The organism is Dorea ammoniilytica (assembly GCF_025567415.1).
In the GTDB taxonomy this organism is placed as follows: Bacteria; Bacillota; Clostridia; order Lachnospirales; family Lachnospiraceae; genus Claveliimonas; species Claveliimonas ammoniilytica.
Window position 1 is genome coordinate 26014 of sequence record NZ_JAOQJV010000011.1, and the last position, 21868, is coordinate 47881.

A 21868-nucleotide genomic window follows, 5' to 3' on the forward strand; every position below is an offset into this window, starting at 1 on the left:
TGCGGCATGAATCGTTTGAAAGAGCAGTTTAAGAAAAGTGCATCAGTCAACGGCAGCTACAGTGTAGGTGCGATCGTGCTGGTGCTGTGTGTTGTGGTGCTGGTGAATATGTTGGCGTCCAGACTTCCGGAAAGTGTGCGGAAGGTTGATGTCAGTGACAATAAAATCTATGAGATTACAGATACCAGTAAGAAATTATTGAAAAAGCTGGACCAGAAGGTAACCGTGACCGTTTATGCAGAGAAGAGCAGTACCGATGAACGGATACGTACATTTCTGAATAAGTATCAGGCACTGTCTAAGAATGTGACTGTAAAATGGGTAGATCCGGTGCTTCATCCGGCAGAGCTTACGAAGAATAATGTGTCAGAGAATTCGATCGTAGTGTCTTGCAAAGACACCGGAAAAAGTGACACAATCACATTTGACGAGATTCTGGTTACAGATGCGTATGCATATTACACGACAGGAAGCACGGATGCAACACAGTTTGACGGCGAGGGACAGCTTACCAGTGCGATCAACTATGTAACGAATGACAGTCAGAATAAGGTGTATTACACAACCGGACATGGCGAGAGTTCATTTTCCACATCCGTACAGGATCAGCTGGATAAGAATAATGTTTCTTCCGAAGAATTGAATCTGCTGATGACAAGTGCGGTTCCGGATGATTGTGATCTTCTGATCATGAATGGTATTTCCGCAGATCTGACAACAGAAGAAAAGGACCAGATTGAAAGTTACATGAAGTCCGGCGGTGATGTGATGGTGCTGCTTGGTAATATAGAAGGCGATGTACCTAATCTGGATGCATTGCTGAAAGAATATGGCATGCAGAGGGTGAATGGTTACATTGCAGATATGGAACGGTGTTATCAGGGCAACTACTATTATATATTCCCGGATATTAGTGGGGACTCAGATCTGATGAACGGTATGAGTACACAGATGGTAATGATGGTAAATGCGCAGGGCATGGAACTTACAGATCCGGAACGTGATACGATTACAACCACATCATTTATGACCACATCATCGAATGGATATGCGGTGACGGAGGACAGCCAGGAGAAGGGCACTTATGTACTTGGCGCAATTGCAGAGGAGACCATTGAGGGTGAGGATGTCACGGCTGAGAATGAGAAGGATTCCGATACCGAAACAGAGACCGTGAAGAGCCGGTTTACGGTGATTACTTCTGAGAGTATGCTAGACAGTCAGATTACCGATTCTTTCTCAACATTAGAGAATCTGACCTTGTTTGCCAATGCGGTGACAGCAAACTTCGATGGCGTACAGAATGTGGCTATTGAGCCGAAGAGCCTTTCTATTACTTATAATACGATGCAGCACACAGGATTAATCGGATTTGCATGTATTATCGGTATTCCGATTATCGTATTGATCTACGGATTCCAGCAATGGCTGAAACGTCGAAAAGCTTAGCACGGACAGGAAGGTGGCTTATGGATAGAAAGAAGAAAAAAACAATCATTCTGTTGGCTATGATTCTGTTGCTTGTTGTAGCAAATGGTGCTGCCAGTGCATGGAACGATAAGTCGGAAAAGAAGAAAGAAAAGGAAGCAGAAGCTTCAAAGATATATCTGACGGATGCCAGTGATATTACTGCATATTCTTATAGTGACGGAAGCCAGAATATGTCGTTTGCAAAGGTGGATGATACATGGGAATATGATGAAGATAATGAGATTCCAATGAATCAGGACACGGTTCAGAGTACCGCAGATGCTATCCGGCAGATGGAGGCAGTGAGGGAACTGAAGAATCCGGATCAACTGTCGGATTATGGATTGGATAAACCGTCCTATACAATTCAGTTTCAGGACAATGATGGCGTGACAACAGAAATTCTGATTGGCAACGGCGCAGGCGAGAACTATTATGCTACAGTGGGAGACAGCGGAAAGGTATACACGATCAGTTCAGGTTTCCAGGATTATCTGCAATTTGATCTGACCAATCTGGTTCAATACGATACAGTTCCGTCCATCGGAAGCGGTAATCTGAAGAGTGTGACGATTACTGAAAATGGAACAGATACCGTATATGAAGAGGATGATCAAGTCGGAGAACTTGCCGGAGGTTTTGGGGCGTTGAGTCTGACAGATTGTGCGAATTATCATGCATCGGCAGAGGAGCTTGCGGAGTATGGACTGGATGAAAGCCAGAGAATTACTGCAAAGGCGGTATATACTGACAGTTCAGATAAAGAGCAGACCTTTACCGTGTATCTGGGCAAGACTGATGATGCAGGGGAGAACAGATACGTCATGGTGGAAGGCTCTGATATGGTATATCGCATCAGTGAAACTGTGGCACAGAATATGATAAGCATAGAAGAAACGGGGAAGTAGTTAACGAAATAAAATAGTAAAGACCGGGCAGACTGTAAGATGCAGCTGCTCGGTTTGCCTTTATGCTATTTTTCCTCTTCTCGTGGATTCGCACCAACAATCCGCCGGATTAATTCCAGAATTTCGTGTTCGCTATGTCCTTTTTCATCACACCACTCAATTACATCTTTAATTTCCTTTTTATCCATCTCTTCCATTTGTACTCCTCTCTTGTATTATCAAACAGAAATTTGATGATACAATCATACAGTGATTTGCGCGTATCGTCAATAAGCAAATAAATTACCATAACCATACAAGCGATGGTAAAATAGTAGTATGCATATATTGTATTTTTATCATATCCTGTATCTTATTTGTTGTCAATACGATACTTATTTAATGCAAAATGATTAATTGAGGATGAATAAAAGAATGGATATAAAACATAGTAAATGTTATACTTGGGTATAGTTACGGTGATAATTGTTTTGGATAGTGCTTATTATGGTTACTACCATAACTTGTATATAGAAAGGAAAATGCATGGTACACACATGGATTATGGATGTCACGCCTCTTCAGAATGACATGATATATAGAAGATGTTACAACCGTCTTCCGGACTGGCGCAGGGAGAAAGCTGACCGGATCAGACCTTTAGAAGGTAAAATGCAGAGCGTAGGGGCATGGATTTTATATCAGCAGATGCGAAAATATTATGAGCTGTCGGATCAGATGCCATATAATCTGTCGCATTCCGGAAAATATGCGCTATGTTCGGTCAGCACACAACCGGATGCGCAGGTGGGATGCGATGTGGAAATGATTAAAGGAAATAAGATCAGACTGGCTGAGAGATATTTCTGCCCAGGGGAAGTGGCTTGGATCCAGAGTCAGAAAAACGAAACAGAGCAGGCAGAAGGATTTTACAGATACTGGGTGTTGAAAGAGAGTTTTATCAAGGCGATACGTCTGGGAATGAAACAGGATCTGCGTGAGTTTGAGATAGCACTGGATGAACGGGGAGCGAGACTGGTGCGACAGCCGGAGGCAGTGCTGGGAACATACTATTATCAGGAGTATCAGCCGGATGCAGGAGATGCCAGAATTGCCGTATGCAGTACAGAAAAGAAATTTGGTGAACTTCATTATCTTGACGAACGAAATATCATTTGATAAAATATTGTATGGGAAAAATATAGGTTTATCAAGAAACTTATGAGTTTACAAGACGAACTTGTTATCATAAGTTCGTTTGTGGGAGAGATAGACCTGTGGGGAGAGTATAAACAATAGACAGGGCATTGACTCTGTCTGTCCGTCGTTGTATCTTGCAGGGCGGAAGGATTAATAAGGAGGAGATTATCATGTTAGATCTTACATTCGGAGAACAAGTCAAGATTATCTTAAGCCGTAAAGGCATGACCATCAAAGAACTCGCAGAGACAATTGAAGAGAGAACCGGGAAGAAGATGTCCCGTCAGAATCTTACGCAGAGGCTGGGACGAGATAACTTTCAGGAACAGGATATGCGTATGATCGCAGATATTCTTGGATGCCCATTTCAGCTGAGCATTCTTGCAGACAGCGAGGCAGCAGAGCGTGCAGCTAATGTAGAGGATATTGTCCCTACAGAGAAGGAACTGCATAAGCTTGCAAAGACTAAGGCCCGTAAGGAGAAAAAAGCGAGAGAAGCAGAACAGCTTCATGCCGCAATGGAACAGATTCCGTCAGAGGTAACCGATATGAGCGGCGCATCTGAAAAAGAGATGACGCTTGGCGATTACATGGATATTCATGAGGAGCTGGTACGCAGAGAGACTGGAGAGATTCCGATTGTAAATGAGATGATAGAAGAGCCTGTGACGGAAGAATCTGTGTCTGTAATGGAAGAGATCGCTGACGAGCCGGTGTTAATGGAAGCAGAACCGATAGAAGAAGCAGCGGAAGCAGTCGAAGCAGTCTATGAAGAAACGCACGAAGAGATCCCAGAAGCACCTCGTTATGAAGAAATCCACGAGGAGGTTCAGGAGGAGGTTCAGCAGGAGATTCCGGAAGAAGTTCATGAGGAAGCTTACGCGGAAGAGAAGAAAGAGCAGACTCATCACGAGAAGAAGCTGACCGGATGGAGAGCAATGTTCCAGCGCCGTAATAAAAAAGAGCGTCAGGAAGAAAAGCATGAAGAAGAGAAGATCGAACGAGAGATTGAGGAAGCCACAGAACCATTAGAAGCAATGGAAGAAGAAAGTGACTTTATTGAATATGAAGAACCGGTACAGCCAGAGCAGACTTATTATGAGGAACAGCAGCCGGCTCAGGAAGAAGAGATCGCGCAGGCGGTTTATGCAGAAGAGGAAGATGATGATGCGGAAGATCTGGAGCGCGGAGAGTTGAATCCGTATACAGGACATGAGTATGAGAGCAACAGTGTCCGTATGCATCCAAAGCGCATCGGTTATGTGCAGGTATATGATCGTAGAGATCATGCGTGGACAGATATGACGGAATGGGCATTCTTGGGATATCAGGAGCGTAAGAAAGCGTTACTTGGCAAAGATTACGAAGAACCGATTTATCTGGACTAAATGAAAAAAGATCGTCCGGCAAAGATAACGGGATTATGAGGAAGTGACGGAGTGAACTGGGAGCAATTATTATCAACGCAGAGATACAGAACTGGGAAAATTGCAAAAAGCAACGGTAAATCAGATCTGCGCAGTGAGTTCGAGAAAGACTACCATCGGATTATAGGAAGTGCGTCCTTTCGCAGATTGCAGGATAAGACGCAGGTATTTCCGCTGGACAAGAGTGATTTTATTCGTACCAGACTGACGCATTCCCTGGAAGTATCTTCGTTTGCCAAGTCTCTGGGACAGAATATCGGAGAGAACATTCTTACATATAAGAAGGATCCGTCGTTTACGGTACAGATGAAAGAAGATATCTGCAATGTACTACAGTGTGCGGGACTGATCCATGACATTGGTAATCCGCCGTTTGGACATTTTGGTGAAGATGCGATCCGGGAGTGGTTCAGAGATCATCTTCATACATTGGAATATCATGGCAGATCGTTGGATGAGATCCTGACCCTGCAGATGCGGGAAGATCTGTATCATTTTGAGGGAAATGCACAGGCGTTTCGCCTGGTAACGAAGCTTCATTATCTGGTGGATGACCGGGGAATGAATCTGACATATGCATTATTGAACACGATTGTGAAGTATCCGGTTACGTCTTTGGATATTGATTCCAAGAGTCGGGATATTAAGAGACATAAGCTAGGATTCTATCATGCAGATGAAGAAATATTCCGAGAAGTGGAAACGGCGACAGGAACCAACGGATCGCGTCATCCATTGACATTTATTCTGGAAGCCGCGGATGATATCGCATACAAGACAGCGGATATTGAGGATGCATTTGTAAAGGGATTCGTTTCTTATGCTAAGTTATACAGAGAACTACAGGAGATGGAGACACTTTATGCACAGCCGCGAAGCAGTTTTCGACCAGCTGCTAAGCTGAAGGAGTTGTATGGCAGAGCGGAAGATATGCATGTGGAGGATCCGGAAGAATATGCTGTGAAGAACTGGATCGTTCGGGTGCAGGGATTTTTGATCAACTGCGCAACGTATGGATTTACATCCAATTATGATGCAATCATGAACGGAACGTATCCGTATGATCTGTTCCATGGGACATTTGCGGAGCGCTTGATGGATCTGCTAGGGGATCTGGCATTTCGTGAAGTGTTTGCTACAGAGACCATTTATCGGATGGAAGTATCGGAAAGTGTTATGATCAACTATCTGATGGATCGCTTTATCGGGGCGGTAATCGGATATGATGATAAAGAACAGGAACTTGGAACGATTGACCGTCGCCTGGTATCGTTTATATCCAGTAACTATAAGCGGTCCTATCATTTCCATGCACAGGGCAAGAGTGAAGCAGAGAAACTGTATCTGCGATTATTGCTGGCGACAGACTATATCTGTGGTATGACGGACAGTTATGCGAGACGACTGTATCAGGAACTGACAGCCAGTGTATATTAGGAATGTTTGAATTATAAGCGGAATAAACTGTTTTGAATACATCGAACGGAAGTGAGAATGTGGAGCAGTTTATCCGCTATTTGTATGAATACGAAAGTGACAGGCCGATTCGCAATGTAGGATTTGTAAAGGTTGAGACTGCCGATGATTGTACAAAGATTCATATACATGGGAAGGGACTCAGGTTGGGAGAAGAGACTGCATTGAAGCTGTATCTTTTCTATCCTGAAGAGCAGGTGCCGGTGTGTGTATATCAGGGAGAAGTTACGAATGTGAATCCGACGATTAATTATCGGTTGGTGTATACGTCAGAGGATACCGGAGTACCGGAACATTACGAGGCGATTGCCGGGATATTGCTGATGTCAGAAAGCGGACGGAGATATGCGGCGGTGTGGAGTGATGCACTGCTTCGGATCAGTGAACTTCGAATCTGGCAGGAGGAGCCGATTCCGGTGACTATAACAGAAGAAATCTTGCAGAAAGTTGTGCAGGATCAGGAAGAAACAGTGGAACCGGAGCAGACAGCCGGGCAAGAAGAAAAGCAGGACGTGGAAGTGCCTCTGACAGAAGAGGAGATTGATCATTATATTGAACCGACAAAGCCTCAGATACGAAAGATCCAGAGACAGGAGATTGCCATGCTGCCCCGGTGTGAATGGCGGGTGGCAAATAATAGCTTTCTGTTGCATGGGTATTATAATTATCATTACTTAATCCTGTTGGAAGAAGAGAATCAAATGTGGTTAGGCGTACCGGGGATTTATCACCGAAAGGAAGCGAAAGCAGCAGAAGTATTTGGATTTACCAGATTCGTGCAGGCAGAGCAGGATGAGTCGGAAGAAAATGAGATGTTTGGCTACTGGTGCAGAAAAGTAAGACATATGCGAAGTAAATAGGACGCTATGCGGCAAGGAGGAATGGTCATGATGTCGATGGATGAGAAATATATGAAAGAAGCGATCCGGCAGGCTAAGAAAGCCTATGCGTTGGATGAGACACCGATCGGTTGTGTGATCGTGCATGAGGGCAAGATTATCGGTCGGGGATATAATCGGAGAAATACGGATAAGAGTCCATTGGCACATGCAGAGATTGCAGCGATTCGAAAGGCGAGTAAAAAGCTTGGTGACTGGCGGCTGGAAGAATGCACGTTATATGTGACGTTGGAGCCATGTCAGATGTGCGCGGGCGCGATCATACAGTCCCGGATACCGCGGGTAGTGGTTGGATGTATGAATCCGAAAGCGGGATGTGCCGGATCGGTACTGGATCTGCTGCATATAGCACAGTTTAATCATCAGGCAGAACTGGAAACAGGTGTGCTGGAGGAAGAATGCAGTCAGCTTATGAAACAGTTCTTTCGCGAACTGAGACAGCGGAAAAAAGAAGAAAAAGAAGAGAAGAAGCGTGCAGAAAGCATGGAATAAGAAAAGGCAGCCTGTCAATCGACAGACTGCCTGATTTGTCTTTTTATGTGCATTGCGCTTCGAACTTAAAACCAATAAACGTTACTCTGGTAGTTAACTCAGTCCAGGCACCCTCACGGCACCCGGAAGGTTCCGCTTAGTGCTGCTTCGTTCCCGACCTGACACGATTCACAGATTTCCGTCGCGTGAGACCCAGACATCAACGCCACTTTCCAAAGGCAGCTTTACCAGCATATGCCCTCTGCGCAATATCACCCCTGCTATAGCGGATTGCAGGTGCAAGGTACCGCTACCACCCCGGCTGCACGAGTCATATTGTATCGTGTTTCGAGGGAAAAGTCAACACACATCGTTGCCATTCGTATCCTGCTGGTGTAAAATAATTCATTATGAAGATATTATTAACCGCAATTAATGCAAAGTACATACATTCTAATCTGGCTGTGTATAGTTTAAGGGCATACGCGCAGTCTCGTGTCACAGATCCTGATACAGAGATTGCGTTGGCAGAGTATACGATCAATCAGCAGACGGATGACATCCTGATGGATATTTACCGCCGTAAGCCGGATGTGCTCTGCTTCTCCTGCTATATCTGGAATATTTCTTATGTGGAGACGGTACTTCGGGAAGTGCACAAGGTGCTTCCGGACACGAAAATCTGGTTAGGAGGACCGGAGGTGTCTTACGATGCGGTCGCCGTACTAAAGCGTTTGCCGGAAGTGACAGGCGTGATGAAAGGAGAAGGAGAGGAGACCTTTGCTGAGCTGGCAGAAGGGCTGGAACTTGTCGGACTCCAGGGAATTACCTGGCGGAGGGAAGACGGAGAGATTATTGAGAATCCATGGCGACCGGTCATGGATCTGAACAAAGTGCCATTTGTTTATGAGGATATGGCAGATTTTGAACATAAGATTATATACTATGAGAGCAGCAGAGGCTGTCCATTTCGATGCAGCTACTGCCTGTCGTCTATAGATAAGATACTTCGATTTCGGAATGTGGAAAAGGTGAAGCCGGAATTACAGTTTTTCATTGATCATAAAGTACCGCAGGTGAAATTCGTGGACAGAACATTTAACTGCAGCCATCAGCATGCAATGGAGATCTGGAAGTATATCGCAGAGCATGATAATGGCATTACAAATTTTCACTTTGAGGTGGCAGCAGATCTGTTAAATGAAGAAGAGATTGCATTGATCCAGACGATGCGCCCAGGACTGATCCAGTTGGAGATCGGTGTGCAGTCTACGAATCCGGATACGGTAAAAGAGATTCACCGAACAATGGATTTTGAAAAGGTATCGGAGAATGTGCGGGCAGTGCAGAAGAATGGCAATGTGCATCAGCACCTGGATCTGATCGCAGGATTGCCCTATGAGAATCTAAAAAGTTTCCATAGAAGCTTTAATGATGTATATGCACTGCATCCGGAGCAGTTACAACTGGGTTTTTTGAAAGTGTTGAAAGGTTCATACATGCAGGAACATCAGGCAGAATACGGATTGGTGGTGAAAAATATACCTCCGTATGAAGTGTTGTACACGGACTGGCTTCCGTATGACGATGTGCTTCGGCTAAAAGGAATCGAAGAAATGGTAGAAGTCTACTATAACAGTGGACAGTTTACGCAGACCATGCCTGAGCTGGAAAAATATTTTAAAGATCCATTTATCATGTATGCAGACATGGCTGCATATTATGATAAGAATGGATATTTTAAGATTAATCACAAGCGGGCGGCAAGATACGAAATTTTGCTTGAGTTTGTGAAAGAGTATGCACCGGAGCAGATGGATGTAGTGAGAGAGTTTCTTACTTATGATTATTATCTCAGGGAGAATGCAGGTAACCGACCGGAATTCGCCGGGGAATATCAGATGGACAAGGCAGAAGTCCGTGCATTTTATGAAGAGGAGGCCGAAAGCCATAAATACTTGCCGGGATATGAGAAATATGATCGGAATCAGATGCGGAAAATGACGCATTTAGAAAAGTTTTTGTGTCTTAACAAAACAGTGCTTTTTGACTACCGGGAACGCAGTCCGTTAACACATGAAGCGCGTACAGTTATTATTGCAAAATAGATTTAAAACAGGTATGATAATAAACAAAACAAATTGTAAGAAGACAGAGAAAAGAGGCATGGAATATGAATTTCCACAATAAGCATACAAGAAGGATCGTTGCCGTTGTGATCGTGGTAATTGTAGTGGCAATGGTTGCAACAACATTACTTCCGGCGATGATGATATAGACGCTGAAAGTATAAAGGAATGTAAATGAGGGGTAGAGGATGGCATCGTCAAATAAATTAAAGCATCGCAGCAGGAGAGTGGCGATGAAGCGTAAACGTAAGCAGAGAGCATTGATCGTGATCGGCGTGGCAGCTTTTGCAGTTGTCTTTGGTGGGTCTTATTCTGCGTTGAAGAATTATGTTGGAAAAGTAAAGGATGATGTTATCTGTGATAATATATATATTAATGATCTCAATCTTTCAGGTATGACGAAGAAAGAGGCGCAGAAGGCATTGGAGAACCAGAAGACAACGGATGAGAGCAAAACAGTAACATTGACAGTTCGGGACGAGAAGGTTGAGGCATTTCTGAAAGAACTGGGATTCTCCGGTCAGAAAGATGAAGAACAGCTTGTGGATGAGGCCGTCAGCTATGGTAAGAAAGGCAATCTTTGGATGCGCTATCGACAGATGAAGCGACTGGAGAAGGAACCATTTGTAATCGATGAAGAGTACAGCGTAAGCCGTAAGAAGCTTAAATCCCTATTAAAAGAGAAAGCCGGAGATATTTTGCAGGGGCCGGAAAATGCAAGCCTTTCCAGGGATAAAGAAGGAAAAGTCTCTATCGTATCGGAAAAAGAAGGAGAGATCATTGATTATAAAGCGACTGTGAAGCAGTTGAATGATGATCTGAATGATAACTGGAAGCATGAAGACTTTGAAGAACAGGTTGTGATTAAGACAGAGAAGCCGGAGGTGACGAAGGCAGATCTGAAAGATATGACGGACGAATTGGGGGCATATTCGACAGATGCCGGCGGAGGTGAACGCTGGACGAATCTGAAGACAGGATCTTCTATGTTGAACGGTATTATCTTACAGCCGGGTGAAGAATTGTCGGTCTATGATTCAACGGCGCCGTATGATGAAGAACATGGTTATGCAGAAGGTACCGCATATGAGAATGGACAGGTAGTTCCGTCTTATGGCGGTGGAATCTGTCAGGTATCGACGACTCTATATAATGCAGTGATCTATGCGGAACTTGAAGTGGTAGAGAGACATCCGCATTCTATGACGGTTGACTACGTGGAGCCATCCAGAGATGCGGCAATCGCTGGTGGTTTAATGGATTTCCGCTTTAAAAATTCTTATGATACACCGATATATATTTATGGAGAAATTGATTCTGATAATCAGCTCCGTATGATCATTTACGGAAAAGAAACAAGACCAAAGAACCGAACGATCGAATTTGAGAGTGAGACATTGAGTGTGGATCAGTATTCTGTTACTTATAAGATTAATTCATCACTCAATTTCGGTGCAATGCAGTATACAGGTAATCCGCATACGGGGCGGGAGGCTCAGTTGTGGAAGGTCGTATATAAAGATGGTAAAGAAGTAAGTCGTGAGGTATTTAACACCAGTTACTACCAGAAAGCGGATGAAGTGATAGAAGTAGGTACCGCCGGAGGAAGTGAAGCATCGATCAGCGCATTAGAGAGCGCAGTTGCGACGAATGATTCGACGGCGATCAATAATGCGATTGCAGGGATTTCCAGCAGTTCCGGCAGTTCAGAGAGTTCTGGAAGCACTGGAAGTGAAGAATAGATACTATATAGATATTATGAGGAGAATGAAGCATGGTCTATAAGACATTCCTGACACATACAGGTGTCTATTACGGAGGTATGCGGGATGGTGCAGCTTATGGACTTCTGACAGAGGTTAATGAGCTGGCAGCGCAGGGCGTTCATGCGGGATCAGCAGAGATCCGCATTGAGATTCCGGCGGATATGGATAAGTCCAGGATGCATTCCATCCGGAATCATATAGCGAAAGCTATGGAAAAGCTTGAAACGGAAGATTTTCAGCTGGAAGAACTTCATATTGCAGGCGAGAAATGTGCGGCGCTTCGGGTACCACAGATTGTGATTACAGCAGCAGGCGAGATAGATCATAAAGAGCGTATAGCAGATGCTCTGCTGACCGCACGAGCCGGACAGGACATCGTATATGCCGGGTGGGCAGGACTGGAAGGAATGCTTCGGATCATTGGTGAGAAAGAAGCAGAGCTCCGGGAAAGATTTACCCCGGCATTTATCGGACAGATGAAAGCTTATGATAGTGAATTGTGCGGTCTGTCAAAGATTGCAGTTGCTGATGCCATGGGCGTATCTGTCATACGTCAGGTATCCCGTGGAGGAATACTGGCGTCGCTGTGGGATTTGGCGAATGATACAGAGCTTGGTCTTAATCTTGATCTGAAGAAGATTGCAGTCAGACAGGAGACAATTGAGGTTTGTGAACATTTCCGACTGAATCCATATCAGCTTGCTTCCGGCGGAAGTTTTCTGATGTTAACAGAGAATGGAGAAGCATTGGCAGATGCGCTGAATCAGAAAGGTATACAGGCAGCTGTGATCGGACAGCTAACTGATAGTAACGACAAGATCATTCATAACGGAGAGGATATGCGATATATTGATCGGCCGGCTCCGGATGAATTAATGAAAGTATTCTAAGATGCCAGGGTGGATTGTGGGAGTGCAAAGCACGGAACAATCCGTAGGCATCCAACATCATTTTTTATGTAATAAGAAAGTAGGGGTTCACCATGGAAGACACAAGAGTGCAGATATTAAAATTTATTGAAAAGAATTGTAAAGTAGATCCGAAGGAACTGGCAGTTTTACTTGGAACAGACGAAGCTACTGTCCTTCGTGAGATCAAAGCTATGGAGCAGGAAGGAATTATTTGCGGTTATCATACAATGATCGACTGGGATAAAGCAGGTGTAGAGCAGGTGAATGCACTGATTGAGGTGCGTGTGACACCACAGCGCGGCAAGGGATTCGAGAAGCTGGCAGAGCGTATTTATAATTACCCGGAAGTATCATCCGTATCACTGATCTCTGGTGCGTATGATTTTCTCGTAACACTGGAAGGAAAGACACTGCTTGAGGTATCTCGTTTTGTATCTGAGAGATTGTCTCCGATTGAAGGTATCACAAGTACAGCAACACATTTCATACTGAAGAAATATAAAGATCACGGAACCATCCTGGCACAGAAGGAACAGGAAGAAAGGATGCTGGTGACGCCATGACAAGAAATCCATTATCGAAAAAGATCACGGAGATCAAACCATCTGGTATCCGTAAGTTTTTTGACATTGTGAGCGAGATGAAAGATGCAATTTCGCTCGGTGTCGGCGAGCCGGACTTTGATACTCCTTGGAGAATACGAGAAGAAGGTATCTATTCACTGGAACGAGGACGTACATTTTATACATCCAATGCGGGTCTGCAGGAACTGAAGGATGAGATCAGTAAATATATGGAACGCCTAATCGGTGTATCTTATGACGCAAAGCATGAGGTGCTGGTGACCGTTGGCGGAAGTGAGGCAATTGATATTGCACTCCGTGCGATGCTGGATCCGGGAGATGAAGTTCTGATTCCCCAGCCATCGTACGTGTCGTATGATCCGTGTACGATTCTGGCTGATGGCGTGCCAGTATCGATTCCGTTGAAAAATGAGAATGAATTTAAGCTGACAAAAGAAGAATTAGAGGCAGTTATTACGCCAAAGACCAAGATTCTTGTCATGCCATTCCCGAATAATCCGACCGGTGCAATCATGACCAGAGAAGAACTGGAGCCGATTGCGGAAGTGGTAAAAGAACATGATCTGTATGTGATTTCGGATGAGATATATGGCGAACTGACCTATAAAGGCGGACATACTTCGATAGCATCGCTGCCGGGTATGAAAGAGAGAACATTGGTTATCAATGGCTTCTCCAAAGGATTTGCCATGACAGGATGGAGACTTGGCTTTGTATGCGGACCACAGATCATTATGGACCAGATGCTGAAGATCCATCAGTATGCGATCATGTGCGCACCGACCAACAGCCAGTATGCAGCAGTGGAAGCACTGCGCAACTGTGGGGATGAAGTGAAGAAGATGCGGGATGCATATAACCAGAGAAGACGATTCCTGATGAGTGAATTCAAACGTATGGGAATTGAATGTTTTGAGCCGTACGGTGCATTTTATGTATTCCCATGTATTAGGGAATTTGGCATGACATCTGAAGAATTTGCGACACGTTTTCTGGAAGAGGAGAAGGTGGCAGCAGTCCCTGGTACCGCATTTGGTGATTGCGGAGAAGGTTTCCTGCGAATTTCTTATGCGTATTCATTGGAAGACCTGAAAGAAGCACTCGGAAGACTGGAACATTTTGTGAACCGTCTGAGAGCAGAACAGAAATAGAAAATCGAAAAAGAATTAATATTTCAAAGATTGTGAGTCAAGAGAATGAAATTTTTTCATTCTCTTATTCTTTGTTAAAAAATAATACAAACTATGAGTTATGAAAACTTCAAAAAAAGAGGCGGAATTATAGAAAGGCAGTAAATACAAGCGAAAACATAGAATAATTAAATAACAATCTTGTCTTATAATTAACAAATGTAGAACGTAGAATGTTGGTTAAAAGTGATAAAAAGAAAGTGCGAAATTGTAAACATTACACAAATGTGCGGTTAAAAAATAAACAATTATTGACTATTAGCTCAAAAGTGATATGATTAACTCACAAGCAAAGAGCAACGTTCTACATTGAACGAATGTAAAAGGATGAATAGAATAAAAGGATTTCAAGAGAGGAGGAACTATTGTTGAAGAGGTATAAAAGAGTTCTTGCGGTTCTTGCAGGAACAACAATGATAGTATCAAGCATGACAGCATGCGGGAGCGGCGGTGATACGAAAAGCACCGGTTCAAATTCAGAATATCCTGAATTGAATCTTTCCATGGCTGTTAACGGAACGGACACACAGATCGACACACAGGTTGGTCAGAAGCTAGCAGAACTGGTGTCAGAGAAGTCTGGTGGTAACATTACGATCGATGTATTTCCGAATGACACACTGGCAGGCGGTAATGCTACCAAGGGAATAGAGTATGTCTGTGCAGGATCTACTGACCTGGCAGCATATGCGACCAGTACATTGTCAGCGATTGATCCATTACTGAATATCGCAACAATGCCATGGACATTCGATTCTTATGAACAGGCAGCAGAAGTTATCGCAACAACCGGCGGTGAGTATTATGCAGACGAGCTGGATGATAAGGGACTTACCTATCTTGGAGCTTTTCATAACGGGTTCCGTCAGCTGACAAACAGTAAGCATGCGGTTACAAAACCAGATGACCTGAAGGGTCTGAAGATCAGAATTCCTGGTTCAGAAATTTACATGACATTCTGGCAGGCGGTTGGCGCAAGCCCAACAGCAATGAGTTGGTCTGAAGTATTTACAGCGATCCAACAGGGAACCATCGACGGACAGGAAAATGGTGTTCCGATCACAGATTCAGCTAAGATGTATGAAGTACAGAAGTATCTGACACTTTGGAACTACTGTTATGATGCCGATCTGGTAATTGCAAATTCCAAAGTCTGGGACAGCCTGGATGAGAAGACACAGGATCTTCTGAAAGAATGTATTGCAGAAGCCTGTGAGTGGGGTAACGATAAAATCGTTGAAGATGAGAAAACTCTTATTGAGAAGTTTAAAGACAACGGAATGCAGGTGGATGAGCTGACAGATGAACAGCTGGAGCCATTTAAAGAGTTGATTAAAGAGCCTATGAATGAGATCAAAGCAAAATACGGCAAAGATGCATGTGAAGCGTTTGGTATCGATACAGAAGGCGTGAAATTCAGTAATTAAATCAGGAGGAAGATGGCATGAAGTATATAGAGAAATTTGAAAAAATCGTAGCATGCTTAAGCGTGTCAGTGATGGCAATCCTGGTTTTTATAAATGTTATTGCCCGGTTTGTATTCAACAATCCACTGGCAGTTGCCGATGAGATGTCATGTTACTTATTTGTACTTATGAGCTTTATGGGTACAGCGATCGCAGCCAGAAGAAAAGCACATCTCGGTTTAACGCTTCTGACTGACAAATTGTCACCGAATGCAGCAAGAATTGTACAGACAGTTATGTATGCAATCGCAACACTGTTTTGTCTGTTGATTGTAATCTTTGGTATTGAGATGGTTATCAGTCAGTATCAGATGGGACAGCAGACAGCAACTATGCAGTGGCCAGAATGGATATACGGATTATTCGTACCGTTAGGCGGAGCATTTTCAATGGTCGCATTTCTGGATGGAACGATCAAAATAGCAAAGGGGGACAATTAAATGGCAGGTGTAATATTGTTAGGAGTATTTGTAGTGCTGCTGATCTGTGGAGCTCCCATTGCAGTATGTCTGGGAATGTCAAGTGTAGCAGCAATGCTGGTTCAGGGAGCAGGAAAACCGATCGTAGCAGTTATGAGTGTACTGCCTCGTATCTGTTCTGCTTCAAGCAGTAAGTTCGTATTACTTGCGATTCCATTTTTCATTATCTCAGGTAATGTAATGGAAAAGGCAGGTATTTCAGGAAGATTGATCAACCTTGCAGAGAAATGTCTCGGTCACATCAAAGGCGGTATGGCTATGGTATGTATCGTAGTATCTTGTTTCTTTGCAGCAATTTCAGGATCTGGTCCGGCAACCGTAGCAGCGCTTGGACTGATCATGATCCCGGCACTGGTGAAAGCAGGATATCCGGCAGCATTCTCCTGTGCATTAATGGCAGCCGGTGGAGCGATCGGAGTAGTAATTCCACCGTCTATCACATTCGTAGTATATGGTTCCATTGCTGATGCATCAATCACAAGCCTGTTTAAGGCAGGTATGGTACCTGGACTTTTGATGGGAGCAGGACTGATTATCACAGCATTAGTTATAGGAAGAAAATGTGACCTGAAAGTGTCACCGAAGGCTTCCGGCGCAGAACGTTTAGCAGCGTTCAAGGATGCAGTACCTGGACTTCTGATGCCAGTCATCATCCTTGGAGGAATTTACGGAGGAATCTTCACACCAACTGAAGCGGCTGCTGTATCCGTATTCTATGGACTGTTTGTAGGATTCGTAATCTACAAAGATCTGAATCTGAATAAGCTGTCAGATATCATGGTAGATTCCTGCTCAACAACAGCAACAGTTATGTTCATCACCATGGGTGCATCACTTTTCGCATATGTTCTTACAAGAGCAAGGCTGGATGAAGCAATTGAGAATGTGATGCTGAACGTAACAGGAGGAAGTGTAGTTATCTTCTTCATTATTGTAAATATCGTACTGCTGATCGCAGGATGTTTCCTGGATTCGACATCAGCACTGTACATTTTCACACCACTGTTTGCACCAGTTGCATTACAGCTTGGAATCGATCCGATCCATCTTGGTGTAGTTATGATCGTCAACCTGGCAATCGGACTGTTCACACCGCCTGTTGGTGTCAACCTGTATGTGGCATGCGGTATCGGTAAGATATCAATCGAGGATATATCGAAAGGAATTATACCTTGTTTAGTGGCGATGCTTATTATCCTGCTGCTGATCACCTATATCCCGGCGATCTCACTGATGTTTGTGTAACCCATTAATCCATTTATACATATAGAACTCCTGGAACTTCCCGAGACCATGTCGCTGGTCTCGGGGGCATGGTTCCAAACAGAATATGAATCGGGCTGACTACCCGATTTTATATAAAACAACTAACATCCTACGTAGAATAAAATGAGGTGAAGAAAATGAAAGATGTATCAATGAAAGAATTGAAAAACAAGGCAACTGAGATGCGAATGAAGGTAGTAGATATGATCTACAAAGCTCAGTCCGGACATCCGGGCGGATCACTGTCAGCAGCAGATTTTATGACAGCATGTTACTTTAAGTATATGAATGTAGATCCAAAGAATCCACAGTGGGAGGATCGTGACCGTATGGTTCTTTCCAAAGGACATGTATGCCCGATTCAGTATGCATGCCTCGGAACACTCGGATTTTTCCCGGAAGAAGAACTTGATACACTGAGACAGGAAGGTTCCAAATTACAGGGACATCCATCTATGAATAAGTGTCCTGGTATTGACATTTCAACCGGTTCACTGGGACAGGGACTTGCATGTGCAGTAGGAATGGCACTTGCAGGAAAAATGAATCACAAAGACTATAAAGTGTTCAGCGTAGTCGGTGATGGTGAAGCTCAGGAAGGTGAGATCTGGGAAGCAGCCAATACAGCACACAAATATCAGCTGGATAACCTGATCGTATTTATGGATTACAACGGACTGCAGATTGACGGACCTTGTGATCAGGTTATGCCGAACAGAGATCTTGGCGAGAAGTTCCGTGCTTTCGGATTTGAAGTAATTGAGATTGACGGACATAACATGGAAGAAATCTGTGCAACACTTGAAAAATGCTATGCATCAAAGAACGGCAAGCCGAAATGCATTTATGCACATACCATCAAAGGTAAAGGCGTATCCTTCATGGAGAATTCTGTATCATGGCATGGAGTAGCTCCAAATGAAGAAGAACATGCGAAAGCAATGCAGGAACTGCAGGCACAGATTATCGAGTAATAGCATAAGGAGGGTTTGAAAAATGAGCGAATTAAAGAAAGTTGCAACCAGAGCAGGATTTGGTGAAGAGATATTAAAATTAGGAAAAGAAAATCCGGATATTCTTGTAATCGATGCAGATATCGGAAAGAGCTGTAAGACAGGAGACTTCCGTAAGGAATTATCTTCAGAGTATCATGACGATAAGAATCAGTATGTAAATGTAGGTATTGCAGAGCAGAATGCAGCCGGTGTGGCAGCGGGACTTGCTACATGCGGAAAGGTTCCATTTGTAGTAACTTATGCAGTATTCGGTTCCCTTCGTATGTGCGAGATGATCCGTCAGGAAATCTGCTATCCGAATCTGAATGTAAAGATTGCATGCTCTCATGGTGGACTGACTCCGGCTAACGATGGAGCTTCACATCAGGCAATCGAGGATATCGGCGTTCTTCGTACACTTCCTAATATGACAGTTATTATGCCGGCAGACTATGTGGCAGCTAAGAAACTGACACGTCAGGCAGCGGAAACATACGGACCAATGTATCTTCGTTTTACACGTGATGCAATTCCACAGATTTATGATGAGGATGCAGAATTTGTAATCGGTAAAGCAAACCAGCTCAAAGAAGGTAAAGACGTTGCGATTATCGCAAATGGTGATACTGTACGTCTGGCACTGGATGCAGCAAAAGAGCTGGAAGCAAAAGGAATCACAGCAAGAGTGCTGGATATGCACACCATCAAACCTCTGGATACAGAAGCAGTTACAGCTTGTATCAATGAGATTGGCAAGGTTATCACAGTTGAAGATCATAACATCCTGAACGGACTTGGATCAGCAGTATGTGAAGTGGCAGCTGAGATGGGCAAAGGTATTGTAAAAAGAATCGGTGTACAGGATCAGTATGGACAGTCAGCTCCTTACGAGAGACTGCTCGCTATGAACGGAATCACTGTAGAAAATATCGTAAAGACAGCAGAAGAGCTGCAGTAATCGCGTAAAGGTTAAAACAGGAGGAAACGAAAATGTTAGATTTTACAAATCAGGTAGTATTAGTAACAGGAGCAGGATCTGCAAAAGGAATGGGACGTGTGATCGCCCAGACATTTGGCAAACAGGGTGCTAAGGTTGTTATCTGTGATATCAACCAGGCAGGATGTGATGCTAATGTAGAAGAAATGAAGAAAATGGGCATCGATGCTACAGGATATGCGGCTAACCTGACAGATCCGGAAGCAGTTAAGGAATTGGTTAACACAATCGTAGACAAATATGGACGTATTGATGTACTTGTAAATAACGCAGGTATTTCACAGAAAGTAACTGTTGCAGATATGACACTTGATGATATCAAACGTATCTTCAATGTAAATATGTTTGGCCTGTTCCTGATTACACAGGCAGTATGCGAAGTGATGAAGAAACAGAACTATGGACGTATTGTACACCTGTCATCTGTATCCGGAAAGCGCGGCGGCGGTATTTTTGGCGGAGCTCATTACTCAGCTTCTAAGGCCGCAGTACTTGGATTCTCTAAGAACCTTGCCCGTGAAGTATCTTCTTATGGTATCACAACAAACTGTGTATGCCCTGGACTGATCAACACAGAGATCTGGAAATCACTTCCAAAGGAACAGGCAGACGCTGTTATTGATGGAATTCCAATGGGACGTCCTGGAGAGCCTCAGGAAGTTGCTGACGCAATTGTATTTCTCGCTTCTAAGGAAGCTTCCTATATTACTGGTGAAGAGATCGACATCAATGGTGGATCTCACATGGATTAAGTCAGACGCTGAATCATCAACCCTAGTATCATTATGTTCTGAATAATCCTCCCAATGCATCCAGTCAGTGCATTGAAGAACCCGCTATTTGAAAGAATGGCGGGTTTTATGTATATTTAAGTGTAAAACAGGTTGAAATGTCAGTCTGAGTTTGTGTATAATATGATAAACAGATAATGAATAACATTGGATGTTAAGAAAGGAATGAACAGATGGCCGAATACTTAAAAAAAATTAACAGATCATCTGTCGTACAGCGTGTGATCGATAGACTGACAGAAGCAATTGTCAGTGGAGAATTGAAACCGGGAGACCGTATACCGACAGAGATGGAGCTGGCTGAGCAGATGGGAGTAGCCAGGAACTCGATCAGAGAAGCTGTAAAGATACTTGTATATATTGGAGTGCTGGAGATACGCCGCGCAGATGGAACTTTTGTCTGTGACGGATTTTCCGAGAGCCTGATTGATCCTATGGTTTATGGAATTATATTAAATCAGCAGAACGAACAGGAACTGAATGAACTGCGGACGATGATAGAGAGCGGTGTTATGCGTCTTGCGATAGAGAAGGCTTCCGATAAAGAACTGGCAGAATTGAAAGAGCATCTTGGAGTTATGAAAGCAAGTATGACACAGAAGAATCCTAACGTAGATGAAGTGTTTGAAATTGACAATAAGTTCCATGATATGATCGCAGATATGGGACACAATGCAATGGTATTGAAGATTAATGCGATCACACGTGTGCTGACTCACTCTACCAGATATTATTCCGTAAAGGGAATGTTGGAATCAGGACGTGGTGAAGAACTGTATGAGGCGCATGAAGAAGTATATCATATATTGGAACGCAGACAGATGGAAGGCGTATACGAGTCCATTGCAGGCACGTATTTTCTGAGCGCATACGAACATTAAGAAGGATTAAGCAAATGTTAAATATTGTATTATATGAGCCGGAGATTCCGGCAAATACAGGGAATATCGGACGTACTTGTGTGGCAACAGGAACAAGGCTTCATCTGATCGAACCGCTGGGTTTCCGACTGGATGAAAAGAGTTTGAAGCGTGCGGGTATGGATTACTGGAAAGATCTTGACGTAACAACTTACATTGATTTTAATGATTTCATGGAAAAGAATCCGGGAGCGAAGATCTACATGGCGACGACCAAAGCACCGAATGTGTACACTGATGTGAAATACGAGCCGGACTGCTATATTATGTTCGGAAAAGAAAGCGCAGGTATCCCGGAAGAGGTATTGGTAGAGCACAAAGAAGACAGCATCCGCATTCCGATGCTTGGAGATATCCGTTCGCTGAATCTTGGCAATTCTGTGGCAATCGTGCTGTATGAGGCGCTGCGCCAGAATGGGTTCAAAGGGATGAATCTGGAAGGACATCTGCATCGATTAGAGTGGAAGGATTAACAGAAGCATCTGTATAAAGAGAATATATATTAAGTTGAGCTGGGTATGGAGATACCCAGCTCATTTGCATG

At 43.8% G+C, this 21868-nt stretch carries 21 protein-coding genes and 1 other RNA gene; 20 read left to right on the forward strand and 2 right to left on the reverse strand.

Annotation, left to right across the window (positions count from 1 at the left end; all coding sequences use genetic code 11):
* Positions 1 to 6: 6 nt before the first annotated feature.
* Positions 7 to 1449 (forward strand): GldG family protein, encoded by a 1443-nt coding sequence (locus OCV65_RS08975; protein WP_262581768.1) that lies wholly within the window; start codon positions 7 to 9, stop codon positions 1447 to 1449.
* A gap of 20 nt (positions 1450 to 1469) precedes the next feature.
* The gene (locus OCV65_RS08980) at positions 1470 to 2378 is read left to right on the forward strand and encodes a DUF4340 domain-containing protein (protein ID WP_262581769.1); all 909 of its coding nucleotides are present in this window, start codon (positions 1470 to 1472) and stop codon (positions 2376 to 2378) included.
* A 65-nt stretch (positions 2379 to 2443) separates the two neighbouring features.
* Here OCV65_RS08980 and OCV65_RS08985 read toward each other — a convergent pair whose 3' ends face one another.
* Entirely contained in the window at positions 2444 to 2575 is a 132-nt protein-coding gene (locus OCV65_RS08985) for a hypothetical protein (protein WP_262581770.1), read from the reverse strand.
* Positions 2576 to 2903: 328 nt separating this feature from the next.
* Between OCV65_RS08985 and OCV65_RS08990 the strand changes: the two genes are divergently transcribed.
* From OCV65_RS08990 to tadA, 5 genes are all read left to right on the forward strand, one after another.
* A complete protein-coding gene (locus OCV65_RS08990) occupies positions 2904 to 3536 on the forward strand; it encodes a 4'-phosphopantetheinyl transferase family protein (protein WP_262581771.1) in 633 nt (210 codons plus the stop codon).
* A gap of 191 nt (positions 3537 to 3727) precedes the next feature.
* Positions 3728 to 4945 (forward strand): hypothetical protein, encoded by a 1218-nt coding sequence (locus tag OCV65_RS08995; protein ID WP_262581772.1) that lies wholly within the window; start codon positions 3728 to 3730, stop codon positions 4943 to 4945.
* Between the two features lie 51 nt (positions 4946 to 4996).
* Positions 4997 to 6421, forward strand: a complete 1425-nt coding sequence (locus OCV65_RS09000; RefSeq protein ID WP_262581773.1) for a deoxyguanosinetriphosphate triphosphohydrolase — start codon at positions 4997 to 4999, stop codon at positions 6419 to 6421.
* A 32-nt stretch (positions 6422 to 6453) separates the two neighbouring features.
* Positions 6454 to 7320 carry a DUF6128 domain-containing protein gene (locus OCV65_RS09005; RefSeq protein ID WP_262581774.1) on the forward strand — a complete coding sequence of 289 codons (867 nt, stop codon included), beginning with the start codon at positions 6454 to 6456 and terminating at the stop codon, positions 7318 to 7320.
* A gap of 30 nt (positions 7321 to 7350) precedes the next feature.
* A complete protein-coding gene (tadA, locus tag OCV65_RS09010) occupies positions 7351 to 7851 on the forward strand; it encodes a tRNA adenosine(34) deaminase TadA (RefSeq protein WP_199665551.1) in 501 nt (166 codons plus the stop codon).
* A gap of 45 nt (positions 7852 to 7896) precedes the next feature.
* Here tadA and ffs read toward each other — a convergent pair.
* Positions 7897 to 8160: signal recognition particle sRNA large type (gene ffs, locus OCV65_RS09015), an RNA gene on the reverse strand.
* Positions 8161 to 8240: 80 nt separating this feature from the next.
* On the opposite strand from ffs, the gene OCV65_RS09020 reads away from it, so the two are divergent.
* The 13 genes from OCV65_RS09020 to OCV65_RS09080 all read left to right on the forward strand — a co-directional run bounded on the left by OCV65_RS09020 (position 8241) and on the right by OCV65_RS09080 (position 21797).
* Entirely contained in the window at positions 8241 to 9938 is a 1698-nt protein-coding gene (locus OCV65_RS09020) for a B12-binding domain-containing radical SAM protein (protein WP_262581775.1), read from the forward strand.
* Positions 9939 to 10192: 254 nt separating this feature from the next.
* Complete coding sequence (locus tag OCV65_RS09025; RefSeq protein ID WP_262581776.1) at positions 10193 to 11701, forward strand: VanW family protein; 1509 nt, start codon at positions 10193 to 10195, stop codon at positions 11699 to 11701.
* 32 nt (positions 11702 to 11733) lie between these two features.
* The gene (locus OCV65_RS09030; RefSeq protein WP_262581777.1) at positions 11734 to 12615 is read left to right on the forward strand and encodes an AIR synthase-related protein; all 882 of its coding nucleotides are present in this window, start codon (positions 11734 to 11736) and stop codon (positions 12613 to 12615) included.
* 92 nt (positions 12616 to 12707) lie between these two features.
* Entirely contained in the window at positions 12708 to 13199 is a 492-nt protein-coding gene (locus OCV65_RS09035; protein WP_118383197.1) for an Lrp/AsnC family transcriptional regulator, read from the forward strand.
* Positions 13196 to 14371 carry an aminotransferase class I/II-fold pyridoxal phosphate-dependent enzyme gene (locus OCV65_RS09040; RefSeq protein WP_262581778.1) on the forward strand — a complete coding sequence of 392 codons (1176 nt, stop codon included), beginning with the start codon at positions 13196 to 13198 and terminating at the stop codon, positions 14369 to 14371. Before OCV65_RS09035 ends, OCV65_RS09040 begins: the two co-directional genes overlap by 4 nt.
* A gap of 407 nt (positions 14372 to 14778) precedes the next feature.
* Positions 14779 to 15837, forward strand: a complete 1059-nt coding sequence (locus OCV65_RS09045; RefSeq protein WP_262581779.1) for a DctP family TRAP transporter solute-binding subunit — start codon at positions 14779 to 14781, stop codon at positions 15835 to 15837.
* A gap of 17 nt (positions 15838 to 15854) precedes the next feature.
* Complete coding sequence (locus OCV65_RS09050; RefSeq protein WP_262581780.1) at positions 15855 to 16316, forward strand: TRAP transporter small permease; 462 nt, start codon at positions 15855 to 15857, stop codon at positions 16314 to 16316.
* Complete coding sequence (locus OCV65_RS09055) at positions 16317 to 17600, forward strand: TRAP transporter large permease (protein ID WP_262581781.1); 1284 nt, start codon at positions 16317 to 16319, stop codon at positions 17598 to 17600.
* Positions 17601 to 17758: 158 nt separating this feature from the next.
* Positions 17759 to 18595, forward strand: a complete 837-nt coding sequence (locus tag OCV65_RS09060) for a transketolase (protein ID WP_118383193.1) — start codon at positions 17759 to 17761, stop codon at positions 18593 to 18595.
* A 22-nt stretch (positions 18596 to 18617) separates the two neighbouring features.
* Positions 18618 to 19574: a transketolase family protein gene (locus OCV65_RS09065; RefSeq protein WP_262581782.1), complete on the forward strand. Its 957-nt coding sequence runs from the start codon at positions 18618 to 18620 to the stop codon at positions 19572 to 19574.
* Positions 19575 to 19606: 32 nt separating this feature from the next.
* Positions 19607 to 20365, forward strand: coding sequence for an SDR family NAD(P)-dependent oxidoreductase (locus OCV65_RS09070; protein WP_118383191.1), 759 nt, complete (start codon positions 19607 to 19609; stop codon positions 20363 to 20365).
* 212 nt (positions 20366 to 20577) lie between these two features.
* On the forward strand, positions 20578 to 21285 hold the full coding sequence (locus OCV65_RS09075) for a FadR/GntR family transcriptional regulator (protein ID WP_262581783.1): 708 nt from the start codon (positions 20578 to 20580) through the stop codon (positions 21283 to 21285).
* 14 nt (positions 21286 to 21299) lie between these two features.
* The gene (locus tag OCV65_RS09080; RefSeq protein WP_118453253.1) at positions 21300 to 21797 is read left to right on the forward strand and encodes a tRNA (cytidine(34)-2'-O)-methyltransferase; all 498 of its coding nucleotides are present in this window, start codon (positions 21300 to 21302) and stop codon (positions 21795 to 21797) included.
* Positions 21798 to 21868 lie beyond the last annotated feature (71 nt).